This is a genomic window from Streptomyces sp. NPDC093094 (genome assembly GCF_044754345.1).
In the GTDB taxonomy this organism is placed as follows: Bacteria; Actinomycetota; Actinomycetes; order Streptomycetales; family Streptomycetaceae; genus Streptomyces.
The window spans coordinates 97559-123359 of record NZ_JBIVOX010000011.1; the positions used below are offsets into that span (position 1 = coordinate 97559).

Here is a 25801-nt window from a genome sequence, read left to right on the forward strand (position 1 = left end):
TGGACGGCCTCAGATTCCTTCCGTGAGGGGTGTCAGCGCCCTGGGCTGTCGTGCGGAGGGGATCTGGGGCTGTCGCTGTTCCAGGCCGAAGGTGGTGAAGGCGGTGCGCCCGGGCAGCGGGTAGGGCTCCTTGCCGGTGAGGGTGTTGAGGATGGTGGCGCTGCGCCAGGCGACGAGGCCGAGGTCGGGGGCGCCCACGCCGTGGGTGTGGCGTTCGGCGTTCTGGACGTAGATCGTGCAGCCCGCGCCGCTGACGGAGGGGTCGAGGACGAGGCGGAAGTTCTCGTCGATCCGGGGGCGTCCGGCGCTGTCGCGGCGCAGGTAGGGGTCGAGTCCGGCGAGGAGGCGGCCGAGGGGGCGTTCGCGGTAGCCGGTGGCGAGGACGACGGCGTCGGTGGTGAGGCGGGTGCGGGTGCCCTGCCGGAGGTGTTCGAGGTGGAGCTCGATCTTGGTGGTGGCGATGCGTCCGGCGGTGCGGACGTGGACGCCGGGGGTGAGGACGGCGTCGGGCCAGCCGCCGTGCAGGGTGCGCCGGTAGAGCTCGTCGTGGACGGCGGCGATGGTGTCGGCGTCGATGGCCCTGTGGAGCTGCCACTGGGACGCGACGAGTTCGTCGCGGACGCCTTCGGCGAGGGCGTGGAAGTAGCGGGTGTAGTCGGGCGTGAAGTGCTCCAGTCCGAGTTTGGAGTACTCCATGGGGGCGAAGGCGGGGGTGCGGCCGAGCCAGTGGAGGCGTTCACGGCCGGGCGGTCTGCGGCGCAGCAGGTCGAGGAAGACCTCGGCGCCCGACTGTCCTGAGCCGATGACGGTCACGTGGCCGGCCTGGAGCAGGGCCTCGCGGTGCTCCAGGTAGTCGGCGGCGTGCAGGACGGGGACGCCGGGGGCTTGCGCCAGGGGTTTCAGGGGCTCGGGGACGTACGGCTCGGTGCCGATGCCGAGGACGATGTTCCTGGTGAGGGTGCGGCCGAGCGCCTCGGCCCCGCCGTCGCTGTCGCTGTCGAGCTGGGTGTGGTCGACCTCGAAGACGTCGCGCTCGGGGTTGAAGCGGACGGCGTCGACCTGGTGGTGGAAGCGGAGGCCGGGGAGGCTCTCGGCGACCCAGCGGCAGTAGGCGTCGTACTCGGCGCGCTGGATGTGGAACCGCTCGGCGAAGTAGAAGGGGAACAGCCGCTCCCGGGCCTTGAGGTAGCTGAGGAAGGTCCAGGGGCTGGCGGGGTCGGCCAGGGTGACCAGGTCGGCGAGGAAGGGGACCTGGACGGTGGCGCCGTCGATGAGCAGGCCGGGGTGCCAGTCGAAGCCGGGGCGCTGCTCGTAGAAGACAGCGTCGAGTTCGGTGAGCGGGTGGGCCAGGGCCGCGAGGGAGAGATTGCTGGGGCCGATGCCGATCCCGACGAGGTCGCGCGGGGTGTCGCCGTCGTGGTGCGGGGGGCGGTTCATGGGGCGGTGTGTCCTTCCACGAGTTCGAGCAGTGCGGCCAGGTCGTCGGGCCGGGTGTGCGGGTTGAGCAGGGTGGCCTTGAGCCAGAGCCGGCCGTCCGCGCGGGCCCGGCCGAGGACGGCACGGCCGTCGCCGAGCAGGCGGCGGCGTACGGCGGCCACGGTGTCGTCGGTGGCGTGGGCGGGCCGGAACAGGACGGTGCTGAGGGTGGGCCGGGCGTGGAGTTCCAGGCGGGGGTGCGCGGTGACGAGGTCGGCCAGCTGTTCGGCGTGGTCGCACACGGCGTCGACGAGAGCGCCCAGTCCGGCGCGGCCGAGCGTCTTGAGGGTGACGGCCACCTTGAGGACGTCGGGGCGCCGGGTGGTGCGCAGGGAGCGGCCGAGGAGGTCGGGAAGGCCCGCGTCGGTGTCGTCGTCGGCGTTGAGGTAGTCGGCGCGCTGGTGCAGGGCGCGCAGGTCCGCGGGTTCACGTACGGCGATCAGGCCGGCCGCGACGGGCTGCCAGCCGAGTTTGTGCAGGTCGAGGGTGACGGTGTCGGCGGCGTCGAGGCCGGCGAGAAGGTCCCGGCGGCGGTCGCTGAACAGCAGGGGTCCGCCGTAGGCGGCGTCGATGTGCAGCCGGGCGCCGTGGGCGCGGCACACGGCGGCGATGTCGGCCAGGGGGTCGACGAGGCCGGCGTCGGTGGTGCCGGCGGTGGCGGCGACGAGCAGGGGCCCGCCGCGGCCGCTCAGCGCGGCGTCGAGCTCGGCGGGGCCGAGGACGCCCGCGGGGGCGGGGACGACGACGGGTTCGGGCAGGCCGAGCAGCCAGGCGGCACGGGTGAGCGAGTGGTGGGCGCCCGCGCCGCACACGAGGCGGGTCCCGCCGCCCTGGGCCTCGCGGGCCAGCAGGAGGGCGAGCTGGTTGGCCTCGGTGCCGCCGGTGGTGACGAGGGCGTCGCCCGTGCCGCCGGGGTGGACGAGGCCGGCGAGGGCCCGGGTGACGAGGGTTTCGAGCTCGGAGGCGGCGGGAGCCTGGTCCCAGGAGTCGAGGGAGGGGTTGAGGACGCTCGCGGCGAGGTCGGCGGCGGTGGCGACGGCCAGGGGCGGGCCGTGCAGGTGCGCGGTGCACAGCGGGTCGGCGGGGTCGGCGGCGCCTTCGGCGAGGGCGTGGACGAGGGTGCGCAGGGCGTGCGGGTCGCCGTGCTCGGGGAGGACGTCGCCGACGGCCGAGCGCAGGCGTCGCGCGACGGTGCGGGGACCGCCCGCGGGCAGGGGTCCGCCGCGGGCGGCACGGCCGGTGTCGAGGGCGTCGAGGACCGTGCCGAGCAGCGGCCGCAGCGCTTCGGTGCCGTGCGGGCCTGAGGCGAGGGGTGGTGTGCTCATGGGCTGGGCTCCTCCGCGGGCGCGTGGCGGGAGGTTCCCAGCTTGTGCGGGGAGGGGCGACGCGTCCGGAAAGCCCAACGATCGGAACCCGAAAGGGGGTACTTCCTCGCGGGAGTTCCCGGTTCCGGCCCCCGGTTTCCGGCTCCCGGGTTCCGGCGGGTTCCGGCACCGGCTCCCGGCGGGTTCCGGCACCCCACCGGCGGGTTCCGGCACCCCACCGGCGGGTTCCGGCACCCCACCGGGTTCCGGTCGGGAGGGTGCCGGACACGGGGGCGGGCCCGGGGCGGGCCCGCCGTGTCCGCGGCGGGGCCGCTACGCCTCCCCGCGCACCCGCAGGGCCCGTGCGAGGTCGTCGAGCTGGTCGACGAGCTTGCGGCGCAGGGCGGGGATGGGGTCGGCGTCCTTCAGGCACTGCTCGCCCAGGCGCAGCGTCTCGGGGTCGACGGCGTGCGCGGGGAAGGCCCAGCGGCCGGCGGCCTCGGCGATGGCGGGGCCGCGGCGTCCGGCGAGAGCGACGGCGTCCTGGTAGTAGCGCGGGACGTAACCGCTGACCAGGTCGGCCTGTTCGGGCTGCCAGAAACCCTGGGCGGTGGCGGTGAAGAGGTAGTTGGACAGGTGGTCGTCGCCGAACATCGCCTCCCACGCGCGGGCCTTGCCCTCGGCGTCGGGCAGGGCGGCCCGGCAGCGGGCGGCACCCTCCTGGCCGGTGGCGCTGGGGTCGCGTTCGAGTTCGGCGGCGATGGCGGCCTCGTCGGTGGCGCCGAGGACGGCGAGACGCTCCAGGACGCGCCAGCGCAGCTCGGGGTCGAGTTCGGGGCCGCCGGGGACGGTGCCGTCGGCGAGCCAGGCGGCGATCGTGTCGGGCTGGGCGGCGACGTCGATGAAGTGGCGTACGGCGATCAGCCGCAGGCCGGGGTGGTCGCCGTCCTCGGTGCGGCGGATGAGGTCGCGGCACAGCGAGCCGAGGGTGGACTGGGCGACGGGCCGGGCCTCGGGGCTGAGGTAGCGGTCGGCGACCTGGGTGGCGGCGAAGCCGAGGACGCCCTGGACGAGGGCGAGGTCGGTCTCGTGCGGGAGGTGCGCGCGGGCGGTGTCGAGGTAGGCGGCGGGCGGGAGTTCGCCGTCGCGCACCGCGTCCCTGAGGGCGTTCCAGACGACCGCGCGGCTGAGGGGTTCGGGCAGCCCGGACAGGCTCGAGCGGAGGGTGTCGAAGGAGTCCGCGTCGAAGCGGACCTTGGTGTAGGTGAGGTCGCCGTCGTTGAGCAGCAGCAGGGCGGGCCGCTTGCCGATGGGCAGTGCGGTGGTGTGGGGGACGTCCACGTCGAGGCGTTCGCGCAGGGCGAGGCGGCCGGCGTCGGTGAGGTCGCGGTCGTAGAGGCCGACGGAGATCCGGTGGGGGCGGCTGCCGGCGCGGTCGACGGTGAGGGCGCAGGTGCCCTGGTCCCCCGTGGTGACGCGCGGGGTGAGCGTGTCGACCCCGGTGGTGCGCAGCCAGGCGTCGGCCCACGCGGGGACGTCGCGGTCGGTGGCGGCGGCGAGGGAGTCGATGAAGTCGGCGAGGGTGGCGTTGGCGAACTTGTGGCGGCTGAAGTGGTTGTTGATGCCGGTCAGGAAGTCCTTCTCGCCGAGCCAGGCCACGAGCTGGCGCAGCGCGGAGGCGCCCTTGGCGTAGGAGATGCCGTCGAAGTTGAGCAGGGCGGAGGCCGTGTCGTCGACGGCGTCGGGGGCGACGGGGTGGGTGGAGGGCCGCTGGTCGGCGTCGTAGCCCCAGCCCTTGCGGACGACGCCGAAGTCGGTCCAGGTGTCGGTGAAGCGGGTGGCCTCGGTGAGTGTCTGGTAGCCCATGTACTCGGCGAAGGACTCGTTGAGCCAGATGTCGTCCCACCACCTGAGGGTGACGAGGTCGCCGAACCACATGTGGGCCATCTCGTGGGCGATGACCATGGCGCGGGTCTGGCGTTCGGCGTCGGTGACGGCGGAGCGGTAGACGAACTCGTCGCGGAAGGTGACGAGGCCGGGGTTCTCCATGGCGCCGGCGTTGAACTCGGGGACGAACGCCTGGTCGTAGGAGTCGAAGGGGTAGGGCTCGTCGAACTTCTCGTGGTAGCGGTCGAAGCACGCGCGCGTGACCTGGAGGATCTCGTCGGCGTCGGCGTCGAGGTAGGGGGCGAGCGAGCGGCGGCAGTGCAGGCCGAACGGCAGGCCGCGGTGCTCGGTGCGCACGGAGTGCCAGGGCCCGGCGGCGACGGCGACGAGGTAGGTGGAGATCAGCGGTGTGGGGGCGGCCTGCCAGCGTCCGTCGCCGAGGTGCTCGGTGGTGCTGTTGGCGAGGACGGTCCAGCCTTCGGGTGCCTTGACGGTCAGCTCGAAGACGGCCTTGAGGTCGGGCTGGTCGAAGGCGGCGAAGACGCGCTGGACGTCGTCCAGGAACAGCTGGGTGTAGAGGTAGACCTCGCCGTCGGTGGGGTCGGTGAAGCGGTGCATGCCCTCGCCGGTGCGCGAGTAGCGCATGGCGGTGTCGATGTGCAGCTCGTGCTCACCGGGGGTGAGGTTCTTCAGGGGCAGCCGGTTGCCGTCGAGGCTGTCGGGGTCGAGGGGCTGTCCGTCGAGAGCGGCGGAGCGCAGCTCGGCGGGCTTGAGCTCGACGAAGGTGTCCGTACCGTCCTGGCCCTCGCGCACCGTGAAGCTGATGCGGGTGCGGGAGCCGAACGTGTCGTCGCCGGTGGTGAGGTCGAGGTCGACGCGGTAGCGATGGACGTCGAGGAGCTGGGCACGGGTCTGCGCTTCGTCGCGCGTGAGTACGGACATGGACGACATGCTGCCTGATGGCTGTGGCACCGCACAGGGGCGGTTCGGTTCGTGAGCGGTCCGTGACGTGCTGTGAGCACGCCGGGCGTGCTCCGGTGCGTTCGCCGTGTGGTCCTGCGGGGTGCGGTGTGCCCTCTGTGGGGTGCGATGTGCTCTCCGCGGGGCGCGGTGTGCCCTCTGCGGGGTGCGGTGTGCCCTCTGCGGGGTGCGATGTGCTCTCCGCGGGGCGCGGTGTTCCCCGCGCGTGCCCCGTCAGTTCGTCGTGGAGGGCGTCGTGGCCGTCTGGGCGCCGACCGTGTCCTCGGCGATGCGCTCGTGGTGGCGGATGACCTCGGCGATGATGAAGTTGAGGAACTTCTCGGCGAAGGCCGGGTCGAGCTTGGCGTTCTCGGCCAGTGTGCGCAGCCGGGCGATCTGGCGGGCCTCACGGCCCGGGTCGGCGGGCGGCAGCTGGTGGACGGCCTTGAGGCGGCCCACCTGCTGGGTGCACTTGAAGCGCTCGGCGAGCATGTGGACGACGGCCGCGTCGATGTTGTCGATGCTGTCGCGCAGCCGGGCGAGTTCCTCGCGCACGGCCGGGTCGACGTCGGCGGTTCCGTTGTTGCTGGTGGTCATGAGCGTCCACCCTACGTGGCGGCCGGGGGTCGCAGCACCGGCGCACGGGGTGAGCGCGGGGCCGTCGGCCGGTTCGGGCTCCTGCCGGGCGCGCGGCACCCGGCGGATCCGGCCGGACCGGTGTGCGGCCGGATCCGTCCCCTGCTCGCGGCCGGTCCGCTCCGTTCAGGCCCCGAGCTTCTTGTGCAGATGAACGTCCTGGTGCCCGCCGGGAATGCCGTCCGTGCGGCCGGTCTCACGGAAGCCGATGCCTCGGTAGAAGTCGGGTGCCTGGAAGGTGAAGGAGGAGACGATCATGTCGGTGCAGCCGCGGCGCACGCCCTCCTCCTCCGCGGCCTGCATGAGCCGGGTGCCGAGGCCGGCGCCGCGGGCGTCCTCGCGGACCCACAGCATGTCGACGGCGCACAGGCTGCCCCAGATCCACCCGGTGAGCCCGCCTGCGGTTCCGCCGTCGGCGTCGGTGACGGCCACGCTGAACTCCTCGGGCGCACCTGCGCGGGTGGCCCGGTCGTTGAAGGCGGTGAGCTCCTTGTCGAGGAGCTTCTGCAGTGCGTCGTCCCGGCCGCCCACGCGGAGCGTGAAGTCATGATCGTCTCTCACGCGGTCGGAGTATGCCAGCGACGGACGAGGCCGGTCGACATCCTTTCCTCTCCTCGTACAGTGGAACCGGGTTCGGACGTCTTGGGGGTAGGGGCGTGGCCAACGGCGGACCGGTCGAGCACGGCTACCCGCATCTGGAGACGGTGCGGGCCGCGATCACGGCGCTGTACCGGAGGCTGTCGTACGACAGCGTGCGGGCGTACGCGGTGAGCGTGGCTCCGGCCGATGTGGCGTTCTGCGACATCGACGACCTCCATCTGGGCACGCAGCGGATCGCCCACGAGCTGGTGCGCCATTTCCGGCTGCCGGACGCCCGTGTGATCGTCAGCTTTCGTGAGATGACCCATGCGGCGAACGTCGAACTGACCGCAGGGCCGGAGTACTTCGTGGAGCTGAACGACCGGTTCCGCACCCATCGCCGGGACATCGGGGCGGCGCTCGCGCACGAGATCATGCATGTCTGTCTGCACCGGCTCGGTCTGTCGTTCCCGGGCACGCGGGACAACGAGATCCTCACCGACACGGCGACGACCTACCTGGGCGCGGGCTGGCTGCTGCTGGACGCCTACCGGGAGGACGGCGCGTCGTCGCAGAAGCTGGGCTATCTCACGCCGGAGGAGTTCGGCTACGTCCTCGCCAAGCGGTCGCTGGTGTTCGGGGAGGATCCGTCGGTGTGGTTCACCAGCGCGCAGGCGTACACGGCGTACGGGAAGGGCATGGCGATGGCCCGGCGCGACGAGCGGCAGCCACCGCTGACGGCGGCGGGCCGGGCGGGTCGCCTGCGCTACGCGCGGGACCGGCGGCGGGCCCGGCAGCACGCACCGGTCGCCGCCGCACCGGACACGCCGTACGCGTTCACTCCGCAGGATCCGGGGGCGCTCGGGGTGTCGTTCCCGTGTCCCACGTGCCGCCAGCGGATCCGGGTGCCGGTGCGGGGCCGGGTGAGGGCGCGCTGCGGGCTGTGCCGCACGGTGCTGGAGTGCGACACCTGAGAGGTACGGGACCTGAGAGGTACGGGGCCCAGGGGTGCGAGGCCCGGGAGCAGGGGCCGGGCCCGTGCGGGCGACCGTGCGGGTCGATGCACCTAGGAGCTCCGGACCCCGTACACCGGCCGTGGCTCCCGCGCCGCCGCCAGCAGTTCACGGGCTCGCTCCCCGGCCTCCGCGGGGGTCCACCGTGCCGCCTTGTCCGCGGTGGGTCCCGGGTGCCAGCCCTCCATGACGGTGATCCGCCCGCCCTCGGTCTCGAACACCCGCCCGGTCACGCCGTCGCTGGAGGCGGAGCCGAGCCAGACGACCAGCGGGGAGACGTTCGCCGGTGCCATCGCGTCGAAGCCGTGCGCCGGTGCCCCCATGGTCCCGGCGAACACGCGTTCCGTCATACGGGTGCGGGCGGCGGGCGCGACGGCGTTGACCTGGACGCCGTAGCGGCGCAGCTCGGCCGCCGCGACCAGTGTCAGGCCGACGATCCCGGCTTTCGCGGCGCTGTAGTTGCCCTGCCCGACCGACCCGGCGAGCCCCGCCCCGCTGGCGGTGTTGACGATCCGGGCGTCGGGGGCCCGTCCGGCCCCGGCCTCGGCCCGCCAGTGCGCGGCGGCGTGCTTCAGCGGCAGGAAATGCCCCTTGAGGTGGACCCGTACGACGGCGTCCCAGTCGTCCTCGTCCAGGTTGACCAGCATCCGGTCGCGCAGGAAGCCCGCGTTGTTGACGAGGGTGTCCAGCCGCCCGTACGTCTCCACGGCGGCGCGTACCAGGGAGGCGGCGCCCTCGCCGGTGGCGATGTCCCCGGTGTGCGCGACGGCCGTGCCGCCGGCCGCGCGGATCTCGGCGACGACCCGCTCGGCCGGGCTGTCCGCAGCGGGGGTTCCGTCGAGACGGACCCCGAGGTCGTTGACGACGACCAGGGCTCCTTCGGCGGCGAAGGCCAGGGCGTGGGCCCGGCCCAGGCCGCGTCCGGCGCCGGTGACCGCGACGACCCGGCCCGCGCAGATTCCGCTCATGTCGGTTCTCCTCGGTTGTCCTTGTCGGCGTTCGCCGCGTCCAGGAAGGCGGGCCGCTCCCCGCCGCCGTGCACGAGCAGCGAGGCCCCGGTGATGTACGCGGCGGCGGGTGAGGCGAGGAAGACGGCCGCGGCGCCGACGTCGGAGGGCGTGGCGAGGCGGCCGAGGGGGACGGTGCGGGCGACGGCGGCGACCCCGGCCTCGTCGCCGTAGTGCAGGTGGGAGCGCTCGGTGCGGACCATGCCGACGACCAGGGTGTTCACCCGGACCTCGGGCGCCCACTCCACCGCCATCGAACGGGCGAGGCTCTCCAGGCCCGCCTTGGCGGCCCCGTAGGCGGCCGAGCCGGGCGAGGGACGGGTGCCGCTGACGCTGCCGGTCATCACGACGGAGCCGCGGGCCCGGCGCAGCGGCTCGTAGGCGGCGAGGGACGCGGTCAGCGGGGCGACGAGGTTGAGTTCGACGACCCGTGCGTGCCGCTCGGCCGGAGCGTCGGCGAGCCGCCGGTACGGGGTGCCGCCCGCGTTGTTGACGAGCACGTCGAGCCGGGGCAGCGCCGCGAAGAAGGCGTGCACGGCGGCCGGGTCGCGCAGGTCCAGCGGTCGGAACGCGGCGCCGTCGAGAGGGACTTCGGGAGGCCGGCGGGCGCACACCGTGACCTCGGCTCCCGCCGCGGCGAACGCCCTCGCGATGCCCGCGCCGACGCCCCTGGTGCCCCCGGTGACGACCGCGATCCTGCCGCGCAGCGAGTTTTCCACAGGCTCTCCCGCTTGTCGGTGCCGGCTGCTAGCTTCGAATCGTCCACACCTAACAAATGTTTGGTGGAAAGGTAGCTGATGCCGCCATGGGTGTCTCCACCTCGTCCCCGGAAAAGGGGATTTCGGTCGTCACGGTCGACTGTCCGCCGGTGAACGCGCTGCCGGTGGCCGGCTGGTTCGCGCTGGCCGACGCCGTGCGGGCGGCGGGCCGGGACCCGGAGGTCCGGTGCGTGGTGCTGGCCGCCGAGGGCCGGGGGTTCAGCGCGGGCGTGGACGTCAAGGAGATACAGGCGCGGGGCGACAGCGCGCTGATAGGCGTCAACTCGGGATGTGCACAGGCATTCGCGGCGGTCTACGAGTGCGAGGTCCCGGTCGTGGCGGCGGTGCAGGGCTTCTGCCTGGGCGGCGGTGTCGGCCTGGTGGGCAACGCGGACGCGATCGTGGCGAGCGAGGACGCCGTGTTCGGGCTGCCGGAGCTGGACCGCGGCGCCCTCGGCGCGGCCACGCATCTGTCCCGTCTGGTGCCGCGGCACCTGATGCGGACGCTCTACTACACCTCGCGCACGGTCGGCGCGGCCGAGCTGCACCGGCACGGCTCGGTGTGGCGGGTGGTGCCGCGCGACGGGCTGCGTGCCGCGGCGCTGGGGCTGGCGCGCGAGGTCGCCGCGAAGGACGGCCTGCTGCTGCGGCTCGCCAAGGCCGCGATCAACGGCATCGACCCGGTGGACGTGCGCCGCAGCTACCGGTACGAGCAGGGCTTCACCTACGAGGCGGCCCTGAGCGGAGTGGCCGCGCGCGTGCGCGGGACCTTCGGGACGGGGAGGGAGGGGTGAGCGGATGAGCGACAAGACGATGACGGCCGACGAGGCGGTCGCCCGGCTGGACAGCGGCATGACGCTCGGGATCGGCGGCTGGGGGGCCCGCCGTAAGCCGATGGCCCTGGTGCGGGCCCTGCTGCGGTCACGGGTCACCGGCCTCACGGTGGTGTCGTGCGGCGGCCCGGACGTCGGGATGCTCGCCGCCGCGGGCCGGGTGCGCCGGCTGGTCGTCCCGTTCGCCACACTCGACTCGGTGCCGCTCGAACCGCACTTCCGCGCGGCCCGCGAGAGCGGCGCCCTGGAGCTGACGGAGTTCGACGAGGCGATGTTCCTGTGGGGGCTGCGCGCGGCCGCGCACCGGCTGCCGTTCCTGCCGCTGCGGGCCGGGCTCGGCTCGGACGTGATGCGGGTCAACCCGGACCTGCGGACGGTGACCTCGCCCTACGCGGACGGGGAGACCTTCGTCGCCGTGCCCGCCCTGCGGCTGGACGCCGCCCTGGTGCATGTGAACCGCGCCGACCGCGGGGGCAACGGCCAGTGCCTCGGCCCGGACCCGTACTTCGACGATCTGTTCTGCGAGGCGGCGGACGCGGCGTACGTCTCCTGCGAACGGATCGTGGACACGGCCGAGCTGACGAAGGAGGCCGTACCGCAGACCCTGCTGATCCGGCGGCACACGGTGACGGGGGTCGTCGAGGCTCCGAACGGGGCGCACTTCACCTCCTGCGCGCCGGACTACGCCCGGGACGAGAAGTTCCTGAGGCACTACGCGACGACGCCCTGGCCGCGGTTCGCCGGGCGTTTCCTGTCCGGCGAGGAGCCGGAGTACCGGGCAGCCGTGCGGGCGTGGCACCAGGAGGACGCATGACCGCCGCCGGCCAGGGGCCGCTCACCCCGCCCACCCGCGCCGAGTACTGCGTCGTCGCCTGCGCCGAGGCATGGCGCGGGGCCGGGGAGATCCTCGCGAGCCCGATGGGGGTGATCCCCTCCCTCGGCGCGCGGCTGGCCCGCCGTACGTTCGCGCCGGACCTGCTGCTGACGGACGGCGAGGCGCTGCTCGTGGGCCCCGACGGCACCGTGGAGGGCTGGCTGCCCTACCGCGCCCATCTCGACCTGGCCACCGGTGGACGGCGGCACGTGATGATGGGCGCGAGCCAGCTCGACCGGTACGGCAACCAGAACATCTCCTGCATCGGCGACTGGCGAAGGCCCGCACGCCAGTTGCTGGGGGTGCGCGGCGCCTCGGTGAACACGCTGAACCACCTGACGAGCTACTGGGTGCCCCGGCACACACGCCGGGTGTTCGTGGAGCACGTCGACATGGTGTGCGGGGTGGGCCACGACCGGGCCGCGGCGATACCGGGCACGGCCCGCTTCCACCGTCTCGGGCGGGTCGTGACCGATCTCGGCGTCCTCGACTTCGCCACGCCCGACGGCTCGATGCGGCTGGCCTCGCTGCATCCGGGCACGAGTGCCGAGGAGGTGCGGGAGGCGACGGGCTTCGCGCTGGACGTGCCCGACGACGTGCCGCCGACCCGCGCGCCGACCGCCGGCGAACTGCGTCTGATCCGCGAGGTGCTCGATCCGGGGGGCACCCGGGTGAAGGAGGTCGACCGCTGATGGAGACCGCGCTCACCCGGCTGGTCGGAGTGCGTCACCCCCTCGTGCAGACCGGCATGGGATGGGTGGCGGGCCCCCGGCTGGTCTCGGCGACGGCGAACGCGGGCGCGCTCGGTGTGCTGGCCTCCGCCACGATGACCGTCGACCGGCTGCGCGAGGCGATACGCGAGGTCAGGTCCCGCACGGACGCGCCCTTCGGGGTCAACCTCCGCGCCGACGCCGCCGATGCGGGCGACCGGGTCCGCCTCATCGTCGACGAGGGGGTGCGCGTGGCCTCCTTCGCCCTGGCGCCCTCCCCCGAGCTGATCGCCGAGCTCAAGGAGGCCGGTGTGGTGGTGATCCCGACCGTCGGCGCCCGGCGGCACGCCGAGAAGGTCGCGGCGTGGGGCGCGGACGCGGTGATCGTGCAGGGCGGCGAGGGCGGCGGACACACCGGCGAGGTGGCGACGACGGTGCTGCTTCCGCAGGTGGTGGACGCCGTGCGGATCCCGGTCGTGGCGGCGGGCGGCTTCTTCGACGGGCGCGGGCTGGTCGCGGCGCTGGCGTACGGGGCGGCGGGCGTCGCGATGGGCACCCGGTTCCTGCTCACCTCGGACTCGACCGTGCCGGACGCGGTGAAGCAGCGCTATCTGGCGGCGACGGTCCGGGACGTCACGGTCACCACGGCGGTCGACGGCCTGCCCCACCGGATGCTCCGTTCGGAACTCGTCGAGGCGCTGGAGAACTCCGGCCGTGCGACGGCCCTGCTGCAGGCCGTGCGGCGGGCGGCGGGTCTGCGCGGACTGTCCGGGGTGACCTGGCGCCGGATGGTCCGGGACGGGCGGGCGCTGCGCCGGGGCAAGGACCTGACCTGGAGCCAGGTGCTGCTTGCCGCGAACACGCCGATGCTGCTCAGGGCGTCGATGGTGGACGGCCGCACGGACCTCGGGGTGATGGCGTCCGGACAGGTCGCCGGGGTGATCGACGACCTGCCGTCGTGCGCCGGGCTGGTGGAGCGTGTCATGGCCCAGGCCGAGGAGATCGTGGCTGCGCTGTCGGCGGGCGGTGCCACGACGCCCGCGTGACCGTACGCCCGTGCGGCCAGGCGGCCGCATGACCGCATGACCGCATGACCGCATGACCGAGGAAACGCTCGGAAAACCCCGGAGACCGGACGTGTGCGGCGGCCCGCCCCCCCCCAGGGCGGGCCCCCACCGGCCCGGGGCCCACCGGCCCGGAGGCCGTCCGGTGCCGGACGGTGCCGACCGGCGCCGTCACAGCCGTCACAGCCGTCACAGCCGTTCGATGATCGTCACGTTGGCCTGGCCTCCGCCCTCGCACATCGTCTGGAGCCCGAAACGGCCGCCCACCCGCTCCAGCTCGTGGAGCAGCGTGACCATCAGCTTGGCGCCGGTCGCGCCGAGGGGGTGGCCGAGGGCGATGGCGCCGCCGTTGACGTTGACCTTGCCGGGATCGGCGCCGGTCTCCTTCAGCCAGGCGAGGACGACGGGCGCGAACGCCTCGTTGATCTCGACGAGGTCGATGTCGTCGAGGGTGAGGCCGGTCTTCTTCAGGGCGTACGCGGTGGCGGGTATGGGGGCGGTGAGCATACGGATGGGGTCCTCGCCGCGGGCGGAGAGATGGTGCACCCGGGCCCGGGGCCGCAGCCCGTGATCGCGGAGCGCGCGTTCGGAGGCGAGCAGCAGCGCGGCCGCGCCGTCGGAGACCTGGGAGGAGCAGGCGGCGGTGACGGTGCCGCCGGGCAGGACCGGCTTCAGCGCCGCCATCTTCTCCGGCGAGGTGTCCCGGCGCGGGCCCTCGTCGGCCGTGACCTCGCCGTAGGGAACCAGTTCCCGGTCGAAGCGGCCCTCGTCGGCGGCCCGCACGGCCCGCCGGTGCGAGCGCAGCGCGAACTCCTCCTGGTCCCGCCTGGTGATGCCCCATTTCGCGGCGATCATCTCGGCGCCGGCGAACTGGTTGACGGGCCGGTCTCCGTAGCGGGCGCGCCAGCCCCGGCTGCCCGCGAAGGGCCCCTCGGTCAGCCCGAGCGGCTCGGCGGCCTGCCGGGTGGCGAAGGCGATCGGGATCATCGACATGTTCTGCACCCCGCCGGCGACGACCAGGTCCTGCGTCCCGGACAGCACGGCCTGCGCGGCGAAGTGCAGGGCCTGCTGGGAGGAGCCGCACTGCCGGTCCACGGTCACGCCGGGCACCTCCTCGGGCAGCCCGGCCGCCAGCCAGCTGGTGCGCGCGATGTCCCCGGCCTGCGGTCCGACCGCGTCCAGACAGCCGAGGACGACGTCCTCGACGGCGGCCGGGTCCACGCCCGCCCGGTCGACGAGCGCGCGCAGGGCGTGGGCCCCGAGGTCGGCCGGATGGACCGTGCTCAGCCCTCCCCCGCGCCGCCCCACGGGCGTGCGGACCGCTTCGACGATGTAGGCATCGGCCATGGCAACTCCCTCACAGGAAAGAGCACATCAACGGCTACTCACGTACGGCGATCCCGTCCAGCACCATCGACAGGTACTGCCGGGCGATCTCCTCCGGGCTGTGGTGTCCGCCGGGCCGGTACCAGGAGGCGGCGACCCACACGGTGTCCCGCACGAACCGGTAGGTGAGCCGGACGTCGAGGTCGTCCCGGAACACCCGGTCCGCGACACCGCGCTCCAGCGTGGCGAGCCACGCCGTCTCGAACCTGCGCTGGGACTCGGCGAGGAAGGCGAACCGCTCCTGCCCGGCGAGCTGTCTGCTCTCCTTCTGGTAGATCGCGACGGCGGCCCGGTGCCGGTCGATCTCCCGGAAGGACTCGGTGACCAGCGCCTCAAGGGTCTCGCGGGGGCCCAGCCGGGCGCCCAGGACGGTGTCGTAGCCGTCCCACAGTTCGTCGAGGAAGCCGCGCAGGATCTCCTCCAGCATCGATTCCTTGGAGTCGAAGTGGTAGTAGAGGCTGCCCGCGAGCATGCCCGCGTGGTCCGCGATCTTGCGTACGGTGGTGGCGTTGTAGCCCTGCTCGGCGAAGACCTCGGCGGCGGTGTCGAGGAGTTCACGGCGGCGGGCGGCCTGAGCGGCGGCGGTCTCGGGCCTTCTCGCCGCAGCCGCGGTCACCTGGGGTTTTCTTTTGGTCGGCACGCGGTCCATTGTCCTGGGGTCCTAGGGGTGTCTGCTGCTGACGGAGACGACCTCGCCCGTCATGTAGGAGGAGTAGGGCGAGGCGAGGAAGACGATCACGTTGGCCACCTCCCAGGGCTCGGCGTACCGTCCGAAAGCCTCGCGGGCCGTCAGCTCGGCCAGCAGCTCCGGGGTGGTCACCTTGGCGAGATGGGGATGCATGGCGAGGCTCGGGGAGACCGCGTTGACCCGTACCCCGTACTCCGCCGCCTCGACGGCCGCACAGCGCGTCAGCGCCATCACGCCCGCCTTCGCGGCGGCGTAGTGGGCCTGCCCGGCCTGGGCGCGCCAGCCGACGACGGAGGCGTTGTTGACGATCACACCGCCGGTGCCGCGCATCGCGCGGAGGGCGGCACGGGTGCACCGGAAGGTGCCGTTCAAGGTGACGTCCAGGACGTTCGACCACTGTGCGTCGGTCATGTCGACGAGCGGTGAGGTCCCGCCGAGACCCGCGTTGTTGACGACGACGTCGAGCCGGCCGTGTGCCGCCACGGCCGTGTCGAACAGCGCCCGGACCTGTGCCTCGTCGGTGACGTCGCAGGGGCGGGCGGCCACCGACTCCCGGCCGAACTCCGCTGCCAGCTCGGCCTCGCAGGCGCCCAGCCGCCGCGCGTGGGCGTCGCTGAGGAGCACGCGCGCGCCCTCCTCCAGGAAGCGGCGCGCGGTCGCCCCGCCGATGCCCGCACCGGCTGCCGCGGTGACGACGGCGGTGCGTCCCGCCAGCAGCCCGTGGCCCGGCACGTACGCCGGAGTCTCGACGCCTGTCATGGCCTCACGCTAACCTACCAAACACTTGTTAGGGAAGGAGCGGGGTCCCATGGATCTGACCTTCACGGCCGAGCAGGAGTCCTTCCGCGCCGAGGCCCGCGCCTGGCTGCACGCGCATGTGCCGCGGGATCCGCCGCCCTCGCTGGAGACCGGGGAGGGCTTCGCCGCGCATCGCGCCTGGGAGGCCGAACTGGCCGCGGAGCGCTGGTCGGTGGTGAACTGGCCGGCCGAGTACGGCGGCCGGGGCCTGGACCTGGTCCACTGGCTGCTGTTCGAGGAGGAGTACTGGGCGGCGGGCGCCCCCGGACGTGTGAACCAGAACGGGGTGAGCCTGCTCGCCCCCACCCTCTTCGAGCACGGCACCCCGGAGCAGCGGTCCCGGATCCTGCCCTCCATGGCGACCGGTGAGGTGGTCTGGGCCCAGGCGTGGTCGGAGCCGGAGGCGGGTTCCGACCTGGCGTCGCTGAGGTCGCGGGCCGTGCGCACCGACGGAGGGTGGCTGCTCAGCGGCGTCAAGACCTGGTCGTCCCGCGCGGCCTTCGCCGATCGCGCCTTCGGCCTGTTCCGCAGCGACCCGGACGCCCCGCGGCGCCACCAGGGCCTGACGTACCTGATGTTCGGCCTGCGTGCGCCGGGGGTCACCGTGCGCCCCATCGCCCGTCTCGACGGCAAGCCCGCCTTCGCCGAACTGTTCCTGGACGAGGTGTTCGTGCCCGACGAGGACGTCATCGGCGCCCCCGGCGACGGCTGGCGCATCGCGATGGCGACGGCGGGCAACGAGCGGGGGCTCATGCTCCGCTCCCCCGGCCGCTATCTCGCGAGCGCCGGCCGGCTGCACCGGCTCTGGCAGGCGCGGGGCCGCCCCGAGGGCGCCGCGAGGCGGGTGGCGGACGCCTTGATCGGCGCCCGCGCGTACCAGCTGTCCACCTACGCGGCCGCCGCCCGCTGCCTCGACGGCCGCCCGCCCGGCCCCGAGTCCAGCCTCGGCAAGCTGTTCTGGTCGGAGCTGGACATCGCGCTGCACGAGACGGCTCTCGATCTGCTGGGCGAGGAGGGCGAGTCGGCGGACACGGCCTGGGCGGAGGGCTATGTCTTCGCCCTCGCCGGTCCGCTCTACGCAGGCACGAACGAGATCCAGCGGAACATCGTCGCCGAGCGTCTGCTCGGCCTGCCGAAGGGACGCCGCTGATGCGCTTCCTCCTCGACACCGAGCAGCGTGCGTTCGCCGACTCGCTGGGCGCGCTGCTGAAGGCCGCGGACACCCCGTCGGTCGTACGGGACTGGAGCCGCGGCGACCCGGCGAGCGGGCGCGCGCTGTGGCGCCGTCTCGCCGAGGCGGGCGTGTTCGCCCTGGCCGTGCCGGAGGCCCTCGGCGGGCTGGGGCCGCGCCCGGTGGAGCTGGCGGTGGCGTTCGTGGAGCTGGGCCGCCACGCGGTACCGGGCCCGCTCGTGGAGACGGCCACAGCGGCCGCGCTCCTCTCCGAAGCCGCGGCGGCCGCGCGGCCCCCCGAGACCACGACGGCCGCGCGGCCCCCCGAAGCCACGACGGCCGCGCTCCTGCCGGAGGCCACGTCACGTGCCACCCCGGCCGAAGGGCCACCCGCGCCGCCGCCCGTCACCCCCGGCGAACAGCACCCCCGGCAACCCGCCGGCCCCGATGAGCGGCGCCACCCACAACCCGCCGGCCCCGAGGGAAGGCGTCCCCGACGCCCCGGCGCCTCCGAGGGGCAGAGCCTCCGGCAACCCGGCACTCCCGGCGGCCGGCGCCCTCCACGGCCCGTCGTCCCCTCGGCGCACCCCCAGGCCCTGCTCACCGCTCTCCTCCGCGGCAGCGCCCTGGCCACGCTCGCCCCCGAGGGCTCCTGCGCGCTGGACGGCGACACGGCGGACATCCTGCTGTCCCTCACCGGCGACGGGCTGCGTCTCGCCCCCGGTCACGGCCCGGTGCGCGCGTCGCTGGACCCCGCCCGCCGCCGCACGTCCCTCGCCGGGGGCGGCGCGCTGCTCGGCACCGGGATCCGCCCGGCGCGGGCCCTCCCCCTCGCCCGGCTCACCACCGCCGCGCAGGCCCTCGGCGTCGGCGAGGCGCTTCTGGACAGGACGCTGGCCCATGTGCGGCAGCGGACCCAGTTCGGCGTGCCCGTCGGCTCCTTCCAGGCGGTCGGACACCGGCTGGCGGACGCGAAGCTGGCGCTGGAGTTCGCGCGGCCCCTGGTGTTCGGGGCCGCGCTGACGCTGGGCGAGGCGGACGTGGCGGCGGCGAAGGCGAGCGCGTGCGAGGCGGCGTACGCCACCGCGCGCACGGCACTCCAGTGCCACGGCGCGATCGGCTACACCGCCGAGTACGACCTGTCGCTCTGGCTGACCAGGGCGCGGGCGCTGCGCGGTGCCTGGGGCGACCCCGACACCTGCCGCGCGGCCGTCCTGGACGCGGCGGGCCGCGCCTGAGAACCCCGCGGGCCCGTCTCACGCACCCGGCGGGAGGATCCCCTGGGCACGGGCCGCCGCCAGCCATTTCGGGAACTCGCCGACGAGCCGGTCGTACAGCTCGGCGTCGGACGTCCGCCTCGGGTCCGAACCGGCGTGGAAGAAACCGGCGTTGTCGACGGCACGCTTGTCCGGCACGGACAGGTCGTCGAGCTTGCGCAGATAGTCGAACTGCTTGCTGTGCGGGTCCCCGAAGCCGATGAACTGCCAGAACAGCGGCAGCTTCGCCGCCTTGCACAGATACCGTTCCGCGGCGAGCTTGTTGATCGGCCCGCCGTCGGTCTGGAAGACCACGAGGGCGGGTGCCCGGGAGCCGCTGTCCAGGTAGTGGTCGATGACGGCGTCCATGGCCAGGTGGTAGCTGGTCTTGCCCATGTGGCCGAGCCCGGCCACGATCCGCTCGACGCGGCCGCGGTGGTCGGCGAGCGCGATGTCGGTGACCGCGTCGACGTCGGTGGAGAAGAACACCACCGGCACCCGGCCGTCGTCGTCGAAGTGCGCGGACAGGCCCAGCACCCGGTCGGCGAGCGCCTGGACGCTGCCGTCCTGGTAGTAGGGCTTCATGGAGCCGGAGTAGTCGACGACGAGATAGACGGCGGCCCGCTGGCCCTCCAGTCCGTGCCGGGTGAGCGAGGCACCCGCGGTCTTGTAGAGGCTGACCAGCGCGGGGGCGGTCTCCTCGACCTTGCTGAGACTGATCGCCGCCATGCACAAGCTCCCCTCGCCCGGGAGTCCGGGAGCGGTTCGCTCCGGGACCGGAGCCCGAGGCTACGCCACGGCGGGCCCACCTTTCCCGCCGGTCACGGGAGTTCGCTATTTTGTTCGGCGCCGTCCCCATCGGCTCGTCCTGTGTCCCCTTTCCTGTCGAGGAGCCGGCGTGGATGCCGAGTCCGCCGTGACCACCTGCTACCGCCACACCCAGGTGGAGTGCTACGTCCGCTGCACCCGCTGCGACCGGTTCATCTGCCCGGACTGCATGCGCGAGGCGGCCGTCGGCCATCACTGCCCGGACTGCGTGAAGGAGGGCGCCCGCTCGGTGCGCCGGGCACGGACGGTGTTCGGCGGCGCCGTCACGGCGACGCCGGTGGTGACGTACGCGCTGATCGCGCTGAACGTACTGGTCTATCTCGCCCAGTTGGCGCGTCCCGAGCTGGTGGAGCGGTTCGCGATGCTCGGCGCCGGCCTGGTCGGGCCGGACGGACTGCACTACGTCCACCAGGGCGAGGTGCCCGCCGGGTTCCGGTTCGAAGGTGTGGCCGCCGGGGAGTGGGAGCGGCTGATCACCAGCGGGTTCCTGCATCTGATGCCGACGGAGGGCACGTTCGGCCTCGCCCATGTCGTGCTGAACATGCTCGCGCTGTGGCGGCTCGGGCTGATGGTCGAGCCGCAGCTCGGCAGGGGCCGGTTCCTCGCCCTGTATCTGCTGTCGACGCTCGGCGGCTCGGTGGCGGAGCTGCTGCTGGCCGGCCCCGGGCAGCTGTCGGTCGGCGCGTCCGGGGCGCTGTTCGGCCTCACCGTGGCCGCGTACGTCATGGCCCGCCGGCTGGGTTCGGACCTGACCGAGGTCCACCGGATGATGGTGCTGCTGCTGGTGTGGCTGGTGCTCTCCGCGCGTCTGACCTCCTGGCAGGGCCACCTGGGCGGCCTGCTCACGGGCGGCGCGGTGGCCCTGGCCCTCGCCCACGTCCCGCGCGGGCCTCGCCGCACGGTGATCCAGGCGGTGGCCTGCGGGGCAGTTCTGGTGGTGCTGCTGGGGCTGGCCTGGCTGAAGGTGACGGATCTGACGGGAGGAGCGGCCTGACACGGGCCGTACGGTGTACCCCATGAAGAAAGTCGGACTGTTGTTCGCCGCTGTGCCCGTCCTCGTCACCGCGGCCGTGTACTTCCTCGCGCCCGCCGACTCGGAGGCGTCCTCTCCGCAGGACCGGACCGCGGTCGACCAGCTCGCCCGTGACCAGGCCAAGGCGAAGGCCGAGCGGGACGCGGCCGGCGCCCAGCGCGCCGAGGACGACAAGACGATCGCCGCCCTGCCGCCGGGACTCGCCGCGCCGGCGAAGAAGGAGCTGGCCCAGCAGATCGTGGCCAGTTCGGCCTTCTCGTCGCTGGACTGGCGCAGTTCCTACGCGGCCATAGAGGACCCGGGCGACGGCGAGGGCTACACGGCGGGGATCGTCGGCTTCTGCACGGGCACCCACGATCTGCTGGTCCTGGTGGAGAACTACACCGAGGCCCACCCGGACAACGGCCTGGCCCGCTATCTGCCGGCCCTGCGCAAGGTCGACGGCACCGACTCCCACGAGGGCCTCGACCCCGGCTTCACCGCGGCCTGGAAGGCGGAGGCGAAGGTCCCGGCGTTCCGCGAGGCACAGGAGGCCGAGCGGGACGAGGTCTACTTCGACCCGGCGGTACGGATGGCCAAGCTGGACGGTCTCGGCACCCTGGGCCAGTTCGTCTACTACGACGCGATGATCCTCCACGGTCCCGACAGCAGCCCGAACGGCTTCTACGGCATCCGCGAGCGTGCCCTGAAGGAGGCCGGGCTGCCCTCCGAGGGCGGCTCCGAGCGCGCGTATCTGAAGGCGTTCCTGGATGTGCGGCGCGAGGCCATGCTGGCGAAGAGGCCGGGTACCGACACCAGCCGTATCGACACGGCCCAGCGCCGGTTCCTCGACTCGGGCAACCTCGCCCTCACGACCCCGCTGACCTGGCAGGTCTACGGAGAGACCTTCCGGGCGCCCTGACCGGCGGCGCCCCACTTCGCACGCAGCACCCGCTCGGCCGGCTTGCCGTGCGGGGTGTAGGCCAGCCGGGCGGGGGTCTCACCGCTGTCCGGCCAGTCGTCCCACATCCACCAGCACACACCGGCCCACCAGCGCCGTCCCTCGAAGGAGTCGAGCAGCGCGCGGTAGCCGGCGGCCTGTTCCTCGTCCCCGGGCGTGGTGCCGACGGTCCAGGAGTACGGCGCGGTGGTGGTGCCGCGCTGGCTGACGTACCCGGCCTCGGTGAACAGGATCCGCCGGCCGGTGCGCCCGGCGAAACCGGCGAGCCGTTCGCGGATCGGCGCCCAGGCACGGCGCAGCCGGGCGGGGTCGGCGGTGGGGGTGTCGGCGAGCGGCCAGTAGGCGTCGATGCCGATGAGGTCGAGGTCCCGCCAGAAGCGGACGCGCTCGTACTCGTCGTAGTTGGCGGCGTAGGTCAGCGGTCCGTCGTAGCGCTCACGGACGGCGCCGATGATCCTCTTCCAGGCCGCGCGGTCGCCGGAGACCCCGGCGAGTTCGGTGCCGACGGCGAACTGCTCGGCGCCGGTGTCGGTGGCGATGCGGGCGTAGTGCGTGATGAAGCCGCGGTAGTGGGTGAACCAGGCGGCGCGGTCGCGGGGGCGGATCTCCGCGCGGTCGCCGCCGTCGGCCAGGTCGACATGGGGTTTGATCATCACCTTGAGTCCGGCGTCGTGCGCGCGGCGCACGATCCGGCGCAGGCTCGCGTCGCCGGCGGTCTCCTCGGTGGTGTGCATCGAGGCGTCGGTACGGCGGTCCTGGTACCAGGTCGGGGTGAAGGTGACCCAGCGGGCGCCGGTGGCCCTGATGTCCTTCAGATAGCGGGCCGCGACGGGGCTGTCGTAGTCGGTGCGGTACCAGGACGGCAGGGTCATGCCCCTCATCTCGGCCGGGTCGGCGCCCCCCGCCCCGTCGGTGGCGGGGGCGGCGGTGCAGCCGGTCACGGCGAGGAGGACCGCCACGGCAGCGGCGGTCCTCCCCTTCACGCGTGGTGTCCTCACAGGGCCGCCGGGCTGACGAAGGTGTAGCCGAGGGCCTTGATGCCCTCGATCGTGTCCTTCAGCGGCTGGACCGGGAAGTACGGGTGGTAGAAGAAGCTGGCGAACCCGTCCCGGACGGCGAGATTGGCCTTCGCCGAGGCGATGAGGTCGGCCGGCAGCCGTGCCGGGTGGTTGTTGAACGCCTCCGGCTCGTAGTTCCCGATGTTCTCGGGAATCACCTTGGTCCCGTACACGTCACGGACCACGTAGGGGAAGAACTGTCCGATGAACCGGTTCGGATCGGACGCGGCGCCGGTGAGCGTGCCGCCGAAGTACAGCGACCGTTCGAGGCGGGCGTTGAAGTTCGCGCTGAAGACCTGGTAGTCGGTCCGGGAGCCCGCGTAGTGCGGGGTGGTCCACAGCGTGGGCCGGGGCAGTCCCGCCAGGGTGAACTCGGCCAGCGCGGCGGTGACCCGGCCCTGGGCCCAGACGGCGGAGTCCCCGCTCACCGGTCCGTCGTAGACGACACTGTCCGCCGCGTCCACATGCGCCCGGTAGAACTCGAAGTCGTCGCCGCTCACCCCGTTGTAGGGGTTGTCGGTGTTGCCGTACTGGTGGGTGTAACCGTGGTTCATCAGCACCGCGCCCCGGGCCAGCATGTACTTCAGGGCGCTGACCAGCTGCGGCCGCTGCGAGAGCCGGACCGTCTCCGGGACGCCGTTGTTGTAGGCGCCCTTGGGGTCGGTGTAGACGGGGATCACGTTGATGCCGTAGGGGACGCCCGCGGAGTACAGATAGTCGGCGATGGCCCGCAGTTCGGCGGGGTCGGACTCGGGGCTGATGTCCTCCAGCCGCACCAGGGCGCGGTGGCGTTCGGCGGTGCCGGGGGCGAGTGCGTCGAAGAGCAGGTCCTCGAAGACGATGACGCGGTCGCTCTCGGAGACGTAGGCGAAGGGGATCTCACCGATGTAGGTGAGGTTCGCGGAGCGGACGGCCCAGCCGAAGGTGTGGCCGCTGGTGGTGTCCAGACCCTCGGCCAGACGGGTGACGGCCGGGTAGCCGGGGCCGGTGAGCACGTTGGGGCGCAGGACGCCGCCGTCCTGTCCGGCCGGGATCTTCCGGGTGAGGGTCCGGCCCTTGTACGACACCTGGGTCACGGTGCCGACCGAGCCGCCGTCGTCGTAGAAGGAGCTGGTGGGGTCCCAGCCGTACTTCTGGGTGAACTGCGGGACGCCCACGGAGCCCGCCATGTTCCAGATGTTGGCCCCGATCCAGGTCACGGGCTTGGTGGTGGTCAGCACGTCCTGGTGGAAGGCGTCCGGGACCGCGTCCGGGACGGAGCCTCCGTAGTAGGTCGACCCGATGTAGATCACGGCGCTGTACGACTCCAGCTGGCCCGCGGTGTACTGCTGGACGGGCCGGGCCGTGACGGTGCCGAAGTGGCCGGCGAGGTTGGCGGCGGCCATGGCGTACAGCTCGCCGAGGTGCCCGTAGGGGCCGGCCGTGTCGAACAGGACGAGCGTGCTCGGGTCGGCGGCGGCGGTCACGTCCGCCGGTGCGAGCGCGGCGGCCTGGCGGGTGAGGGCGGAGGCGGTGCGCGACGGGGCGGCCACCGCGCCGGCGAGCGCGGTTCGCGCGGGCTTGCTCAGGCGGCGGGCCTTGTCGGCCCGGTGGCGGGCCTTGTCGGCCCTGCGCTGCGCCTCGGCCCAGCCGGAGAGGTCGACGCGGTTGAGTCCGGACCGGGTGCCGGCCCGGTCGCCGTGGTGCCCGCGGCCGCCTGCGGCCTGGGCGCCCGACGTCATGAACGTGCCGCCCAGCAGAGCGGCCAGCAGCATCAGGACGACGGAAATTCGAAAACTTCCCCGTTTCCGGAACGGGTGCATGGTTCTCACGGTGTTCCCCCCACTTTGCCAATCATTGGCAAAGGCTTTTGCCTGGTACGAAGTCACCGATTCTTCTGATGATCAAGAAGGGTGTCAATGAGACCCGGAGTGAATTCAGGACGCGCGCCCCACCCTGCCGGGTGATCGGATCCTGTCTTTTTTCGGATCCTCTTCTTGACGGACTGCGGGCTCTGCTACGTTCACCATCGCGCGCCGGGGACGCGCTGTGAAATGTGGGGGGAAGATGTACGGACGACCCGCTCTCGGTGCCTTGCTGCCTCTTGCCGGGGCGATGGCCGCACCGAAGGCATTGCCGGGCCTGCCTTTGGCCAAAGCATTGCAAGCCACCGCCGGAGCAGGATTTCTGCTCTATTGCCTGACCGCCTGTCTGATACTGCTGGCCCGGACACGACTGCGCCGCCAGGCTCGCCGAGCCTCCGTGACGATGCAGGTCGAGGCCGGGAGCAGCCATGGCCGTTGAGCTGCTGCTGTGGGCGAGCATCACGCTGATCGTGATGGCCGGCTGCTACAACACCAGTCTCTTCCTGCTCTCCCGGCGCAGAATTCGGCGCTCCCGGAGGGACGGGAGAGAACGCTTCTACGTATTTCTTCTCGCCTGCCTGAACGAGGAGAAAGTACTTTCCGAAAGCCTGGCGCGCATCACCGCACTGCCCGCCGGCAATTTCATGGCACTGGTGATCGACGACGGTTCCGACGACCGGACCTCCGAGATCGCGCTCGCCGCCGACCCCGACCGGGTCAGGCTGCACCGGCGCACTCTGCCGGACGCGCGCCGGGGAAAAGGCGCCGCGCTCAATGACGGCGTACGGCACCTCAGGAACTCCGGTCTGCTGGCCGGGCGCGACCCCGGCGACGTGATCCTGTGCGTCGTCGACGCGGACGGCCGGCTCGATCCTCATGTCGTGCAGTCCGTGGACCCCTGTTTCGACGATCCGGGCACGGGGGCGGTCCAGGTCTGCGTCCGGATGTACAACCGGCATCTGGGGCTGCTGGCCCGGATGCAGGACATGGAGTTCGTCGTCTACGGCGATGTCTTCCAGAGCGCGCGCCGGTTCATCGGCAGCGTCGGCATGGGCGGCAACGGCCAGTTCATGCGGCTGTCCGCGCTGGACACCCTGGGCGGGGACGGCCCGTGGAGCGACAGTCTCACGGAGGACCTGGACCTCGGGGTGCGGCTGATCGCCAAGGGCTGGACCAACCAGCACTGCACCACCGCGGCGGTCTCCCAGCAGGCCGTGCTCAGTCTGCGGCGGCTGATCCGGCAGCGTTCGCGCTGGTTCCAGGGGCATCTGCAGTCCGCCGGGCTCGTTCCGCTGATCCTGCGGGACGTGCCCACCCGGCCCGCGCTGGACCTCCTCTACCACCTGTCCAGCCCGGTGCTGATCCTGCTCACCTCGCTGCTGCCGCTGTCGTTCGTCGTGGCGCTGGTGGCGACCCTGGCGGGCTCCGTCCAGGCCGGCCACGCCCTCGTCTCCCCGATGTGGCTGCTCGGTCCGTATCTGCTGTCGTTCACCGCGGCCTACACCTACGGCTTCGTCTACGCCAAGCGCGAGCGCGAGCTGGGACTCGTGCGCTCGGTGCTGCTCGCCCATGTCTTCGTCTTCTACGGCTACATCTGGTTCGCCGCCGGCTGGTGGGGGTTCTGGCGGATGCTCACCGGAAAGCGCACCTGGCTGAAGACCGCGCGCACCTGACGCGCGCGCCGGCGCCTCCTTCCCG

General features: G+C 73.0%; 23 protein-coding genes. 10 read left to right on the plus strand and 13 right to left on the minus strand.

Features of this window, described 5'->3' with window-relative positions:
* Window positions 1-9: 9 nt before the first annotated feature.
* From ACIQGV_RS24085 to ACIQGV_RS24105, 5 genes are all read right to left on the minus strand, one after another.
* Window positions 10-1437 (minus strand): lysine N(6)-hydroxylase/L-ornithine N(5)-oxygenase family protein, encoded by a 1428-nt coding sequence (locus ACIQGV_RS24085; RefSeq protein ID WP_402497238.1) that lies wholly within the window; start codon window positions 1435-1437, stop codon window positions 10-12.
* Window positions 1434-2801 (minus strand): pyridoxal phosphate-dependent decarboxylase family protein, encoded by a 1368-nt coding sequence (locus ACIQGV_RS24090; protein ID WP_402497239.1) that lies wholly within the window; start codon window positions 2799-2801, stop codon window positions 1434-1436. Before ACIQGV_RS24090 ends, ACIQGV_RS24085 begins: the two co-directional genes overlap by 4 nt.
* Before the next feature lie 312 nt (window positions 2802-3113).
* Complete coding sequence (gene pepN, locus ACIQGV_RS24095; protein WP_402497240.1) at window positions 3114-5609, minus strand: aminopeptidase N; 2496 nt, start codon at window positions 5607-5609, stop codon at window positions 3114-3116.
* A gap of 252 nt (window positions 5610-5861) precedes the next feature.
* Window positions 5862-6224, minus strand: coding sequence for a chorismate mutase (locus ACIQGV_RS24100; RefSeq protein ID WP_402497241.1), 363 nt, complete (start codon window positions 6222-6224; stop codon window positions 5862-5864).
* A 165-nt stretch (window positions 6225-6389) separates the two neighbouring features.
* Window positions 6390-6824 carry a GNAT family N-acetyltransferase gene (locus tag ACIQGV_RS24105; RefSeq protein WP_402497242.1) on the minus strand — a complete coding sequence of 145 codons (435 nt, stop codon included), beginning with the start codon at window positions 6822-6824 and terminating at the stop codon, window positions 6390-6392.
* A gap of 95 nt (window positions 6825-6919) precedes the next feature.
* Here ACIQGV_RS24105 and ACIQGV_RS24110 point away from each other — a divergent pair, with 95 nt between their 5' ends.
* Window positions 6920-7816: a hypothetical protein gene (locus ACIQGV_RS24110; RefSeq protein ID WP_402497244.1), complete on the plus strand. Its 897-nt coding sequence runs from the start codon at window positions 6920-6922 to the stop codon at window positions 7814-7816.
* Between the two features lie 92 nt (window positions 7817-7908).
* Here the strand turns inward: ACIQGV_RS24110 and ACIQGV_RS24115 are convergent, their stop codons facing one another.
* Window positions 7909-8823, minus strand: coding sequence for an SDR family oxidoreductase (locus ACIQGV_RS24115; protein WP_402497245.1), 915 nt, complete (start codon window positions 8821-8823; stop codon window positions 7909-7911).
* Window positions 8820-9581 carry an SDR family oxidoreductase gene (locus tag ACIQGV_RS24120; protein WP_402497247.1) on the minus strand — a complete coding sequence of 254 codons (762 nt, stop codon included), beginning with the start codon at window positions 9579-9581 and terminating at the stop codon, window positions 8820-8822. Before ACIQGV_RS24120 ends, ACIQGV_RS24115 begins: the two co-directional genes overlap by 4 nt.
* Before the next feature lie 86 nt (window positions 9582-9667).
* Here ACIQGV_RS24120 and ACIQGV_RS24125 point away from each other — a divergent pair, with 86 nt between their 5' ends.
* From ACIQGV_RS24125 to ACIQGV_RS24140, 4 genes are read left to right on the plus strand one after another with little or no spacing between them, the layout of a single operon-like run.
* Window positions 9668-10414: an enoyl-CoA hydratase family protein gene (locus tag ACIQGV_RS24125; RefSeq protein WP_402497249.1), complete on the plus strand. Its 747-nt coding sequence runs from the start codon at window positions 9668-9670 to the stop codon at window positions 10412-10414.
* Between the two features lie 4 nt (window positions 10415-10418).
* Entirely contained in the window at window positions 10419-11267 is an 849-nt protein-coding gene (locus ACIQGV_RS24130) for a CoA transferase subunit A (protein ID WP_402497251.1), read from the plus strand.
* Window positions 11264-12019, plus strand: coding sequence for a CoA-transferase subunit beta (locus ACIQGV_RS24135; protein ID WP_402497252.1), 756 nt, complete (start codon window positions 11264-11266; stop codon window positions 12017-12019). Before ACIQGV_RS24130 ends, ACIQGV_RS24135 begins: the two co-directional genes overlap by 4 nt.
* Window positions 12019-13083 carry an NAD(P)H-dependent flavin oxidoreductase gene (locus ACIQGV_RS24140; protein WP_402497253.1) on the plus strand — a complete coding sequence of 355 codons (1065 nt, stop codon included), beginning with the start codon at window positions 12019-12021 and terminating at the stop codon, window positions 13081-13083. Before ACIQGV_RS24135 ends, ACIQGV_RS24140 begins: the two co-directional genes overlap by 1 nt.
* A gap of 207 nt (window positions 13084-13290) precedes the next feature.
* Here the strand turns inward: ACIQGV_RS24140 and ACIQGV_RS24145 are convergent, their stop codons facing one another.
* Genes ACIQGV_RS24145 through ACIQGV_RS24155 form a run of 3 tightly spaced genes read right to left on the minus strand, consistent with a single transcriptional unit; the run spans window position 13291 to window position 15934 of the window.
* Window positions 13291-14448 carry an acetyl-CoA C-acetyltransferase gene (locus ACIQGV_RS24145; protein ID WP_402497254.1) on the minus strand — a complete coding sequence of 386 codons (1158 nt, stop codon included), beginning with the start codon at window positions 14446-14448 and terminating at the stop codon, window positions 13291-13293.
* Window positions 14449-14482: 34 nt separating this feature from the next.
* On the minus strand, window positions 14483-15127 hold the full coding sequence (locus ACIQGV_RS24150) for a TetR/AcrR family transcriptional regulator (protein WP_402497255.1): 645 nt from the start codon (window positions 15125-15127) through the stop codon (window positions 14483-14485).
* Between the two features lie 21 nt (window positions 15128-15148).
* Entirely contained in the window at window positions 15149-15934 is a 786-nt protein-coding gene (locus ACIQGV_RS24155) for an SDR family oxidoreductase (protein WP_402497256.1), read from the minus strand.
* A gap of 49 nt (window positions 15935-15983) precedes the next feature.
* On the opposite strand from ACIQGV_RS24155, the gene ACIQGV_RS24160 reads away from it, so the two are divergent.
* Both ACIQGV_RS24160 and ACIQGV_RS24165 read left to right on the plus strand, forming a co-directional pair.
* Complete coding sequence (locus ACIQGV_RS24160) at window positions 15984-17123, plus strand: acyl-CoA dehydrogenase family protein (protein ID WP_402497258.1); 1140 nt, start codon at window positions 15984-15986, stop codon at window positions 17121-17123.
* Window positions 17123-18382: an acyl-CoA dehydrogenase family protein gene (locus ACIQGV_RS24165; protein ID WP_402497259.1), complete on the plus strand. Its 1260-nt coding sequence runs from the start codon at window positions 17123-17125 to the stop codon at window positions 18380-18382. Before ACIQGV_RS24160 ends, ACIQGV_RS24165 begins: the two co-directional genes overlap by 1 nt.
* An 18-nt stretch (window positions 18383-18400) precedes the next feature.
* Here ACIQGV_RS24165 and ACIQGV_RS24170 read toward each other — a convergent pair whose 3' ends face one another.
* Window positions 18401-19129, minus strand: coding sequence for a vWA domain-containing protein (locus ACIQGV_RS24170; RefSeq protein WP_402497260.1), 729 nt, complete (start codon window positions 19127-19129; stop codon window positions 18401-18403).
* Window positions 19130-19298: 169 nt separating this feature from the next.
* Between ACIQGV_RS24170 and ACIQGV_RS24175 the strand changes: the two genes are divergently transcribed.
* Together ACIQGV_RS24175 and ACIQGV_RS24180 are read left to right on the plus strand one after the other, a co-directional pair.
* Window positions 19299-20222: a rhomboid family intramembrane serine protease gene (locus tag ACIQGV_RS24175; protein WP_402497261.1), complete on the plus strand. Its 924-nt coding sequence runs from the start codon at window positions 19299-19301 to the stop codon at window positions 20220-20222.
* 22 nt (window positions 20223-20244) lie between these two features.
* Window positions 20245-21162 carry a chitosanase gene (locus ACIQGV_RS24180; protein WP_402497263.1) on the plus strand — a complete coding sequence of 306 codons (918 nt, stop codon included), beginning with the start codon at window positions 20245-20247 and terminating at the stop codon, window positions 21160-21162.
* Here ACIQGV_RS24180 and ACIQGV_RS24185 read toward each other — a convergent pair.
* Window positions 21135-22184, minus strand: coding sequence for a glycoside hydrolase family 113 (locus ACIQGV_RS24185; RefSeq protein ID WP_402497265.1), 1050 nt, complete (start codon window positions 22182-22184; stop codon window positions 21135-21137). The two genes, ACIQGV_RS24180 and ACIQGV_RS24185, sit on opposite strands and share 28 nt — an antisense overlap.
* A gap of 11 nt (window positions 22185-22195) precedes the next feature.
* Window positions 22196-24013 (minus strand): DUF2334 domain-containing protein, encoded by a 1818-nt coding sequence (locus tag ACIQGV_RS24190; RefSeq protein WP_402497266.1) that lies wholly within the window; start codon window positions 24011-24013, stop codon window positions 22196-22198.
* Between the two features lie 518 nt (window positions 24014-24531).
* On the opposite strand from ACIQGV_RS24190, the gene ACIQGV_RS24195 reads away from it, so the two are divergent.
* Entirely contained in the window at window positions 24532-25776 is a 1245-nt protein-coding gene (locus tag ACIQGV_RS24195) for a glycosyltransferase (protein WP_402497267.1), read from the plus strand.
* Window positions 25777-25801 lie beyond the last annotated feature (25 nt).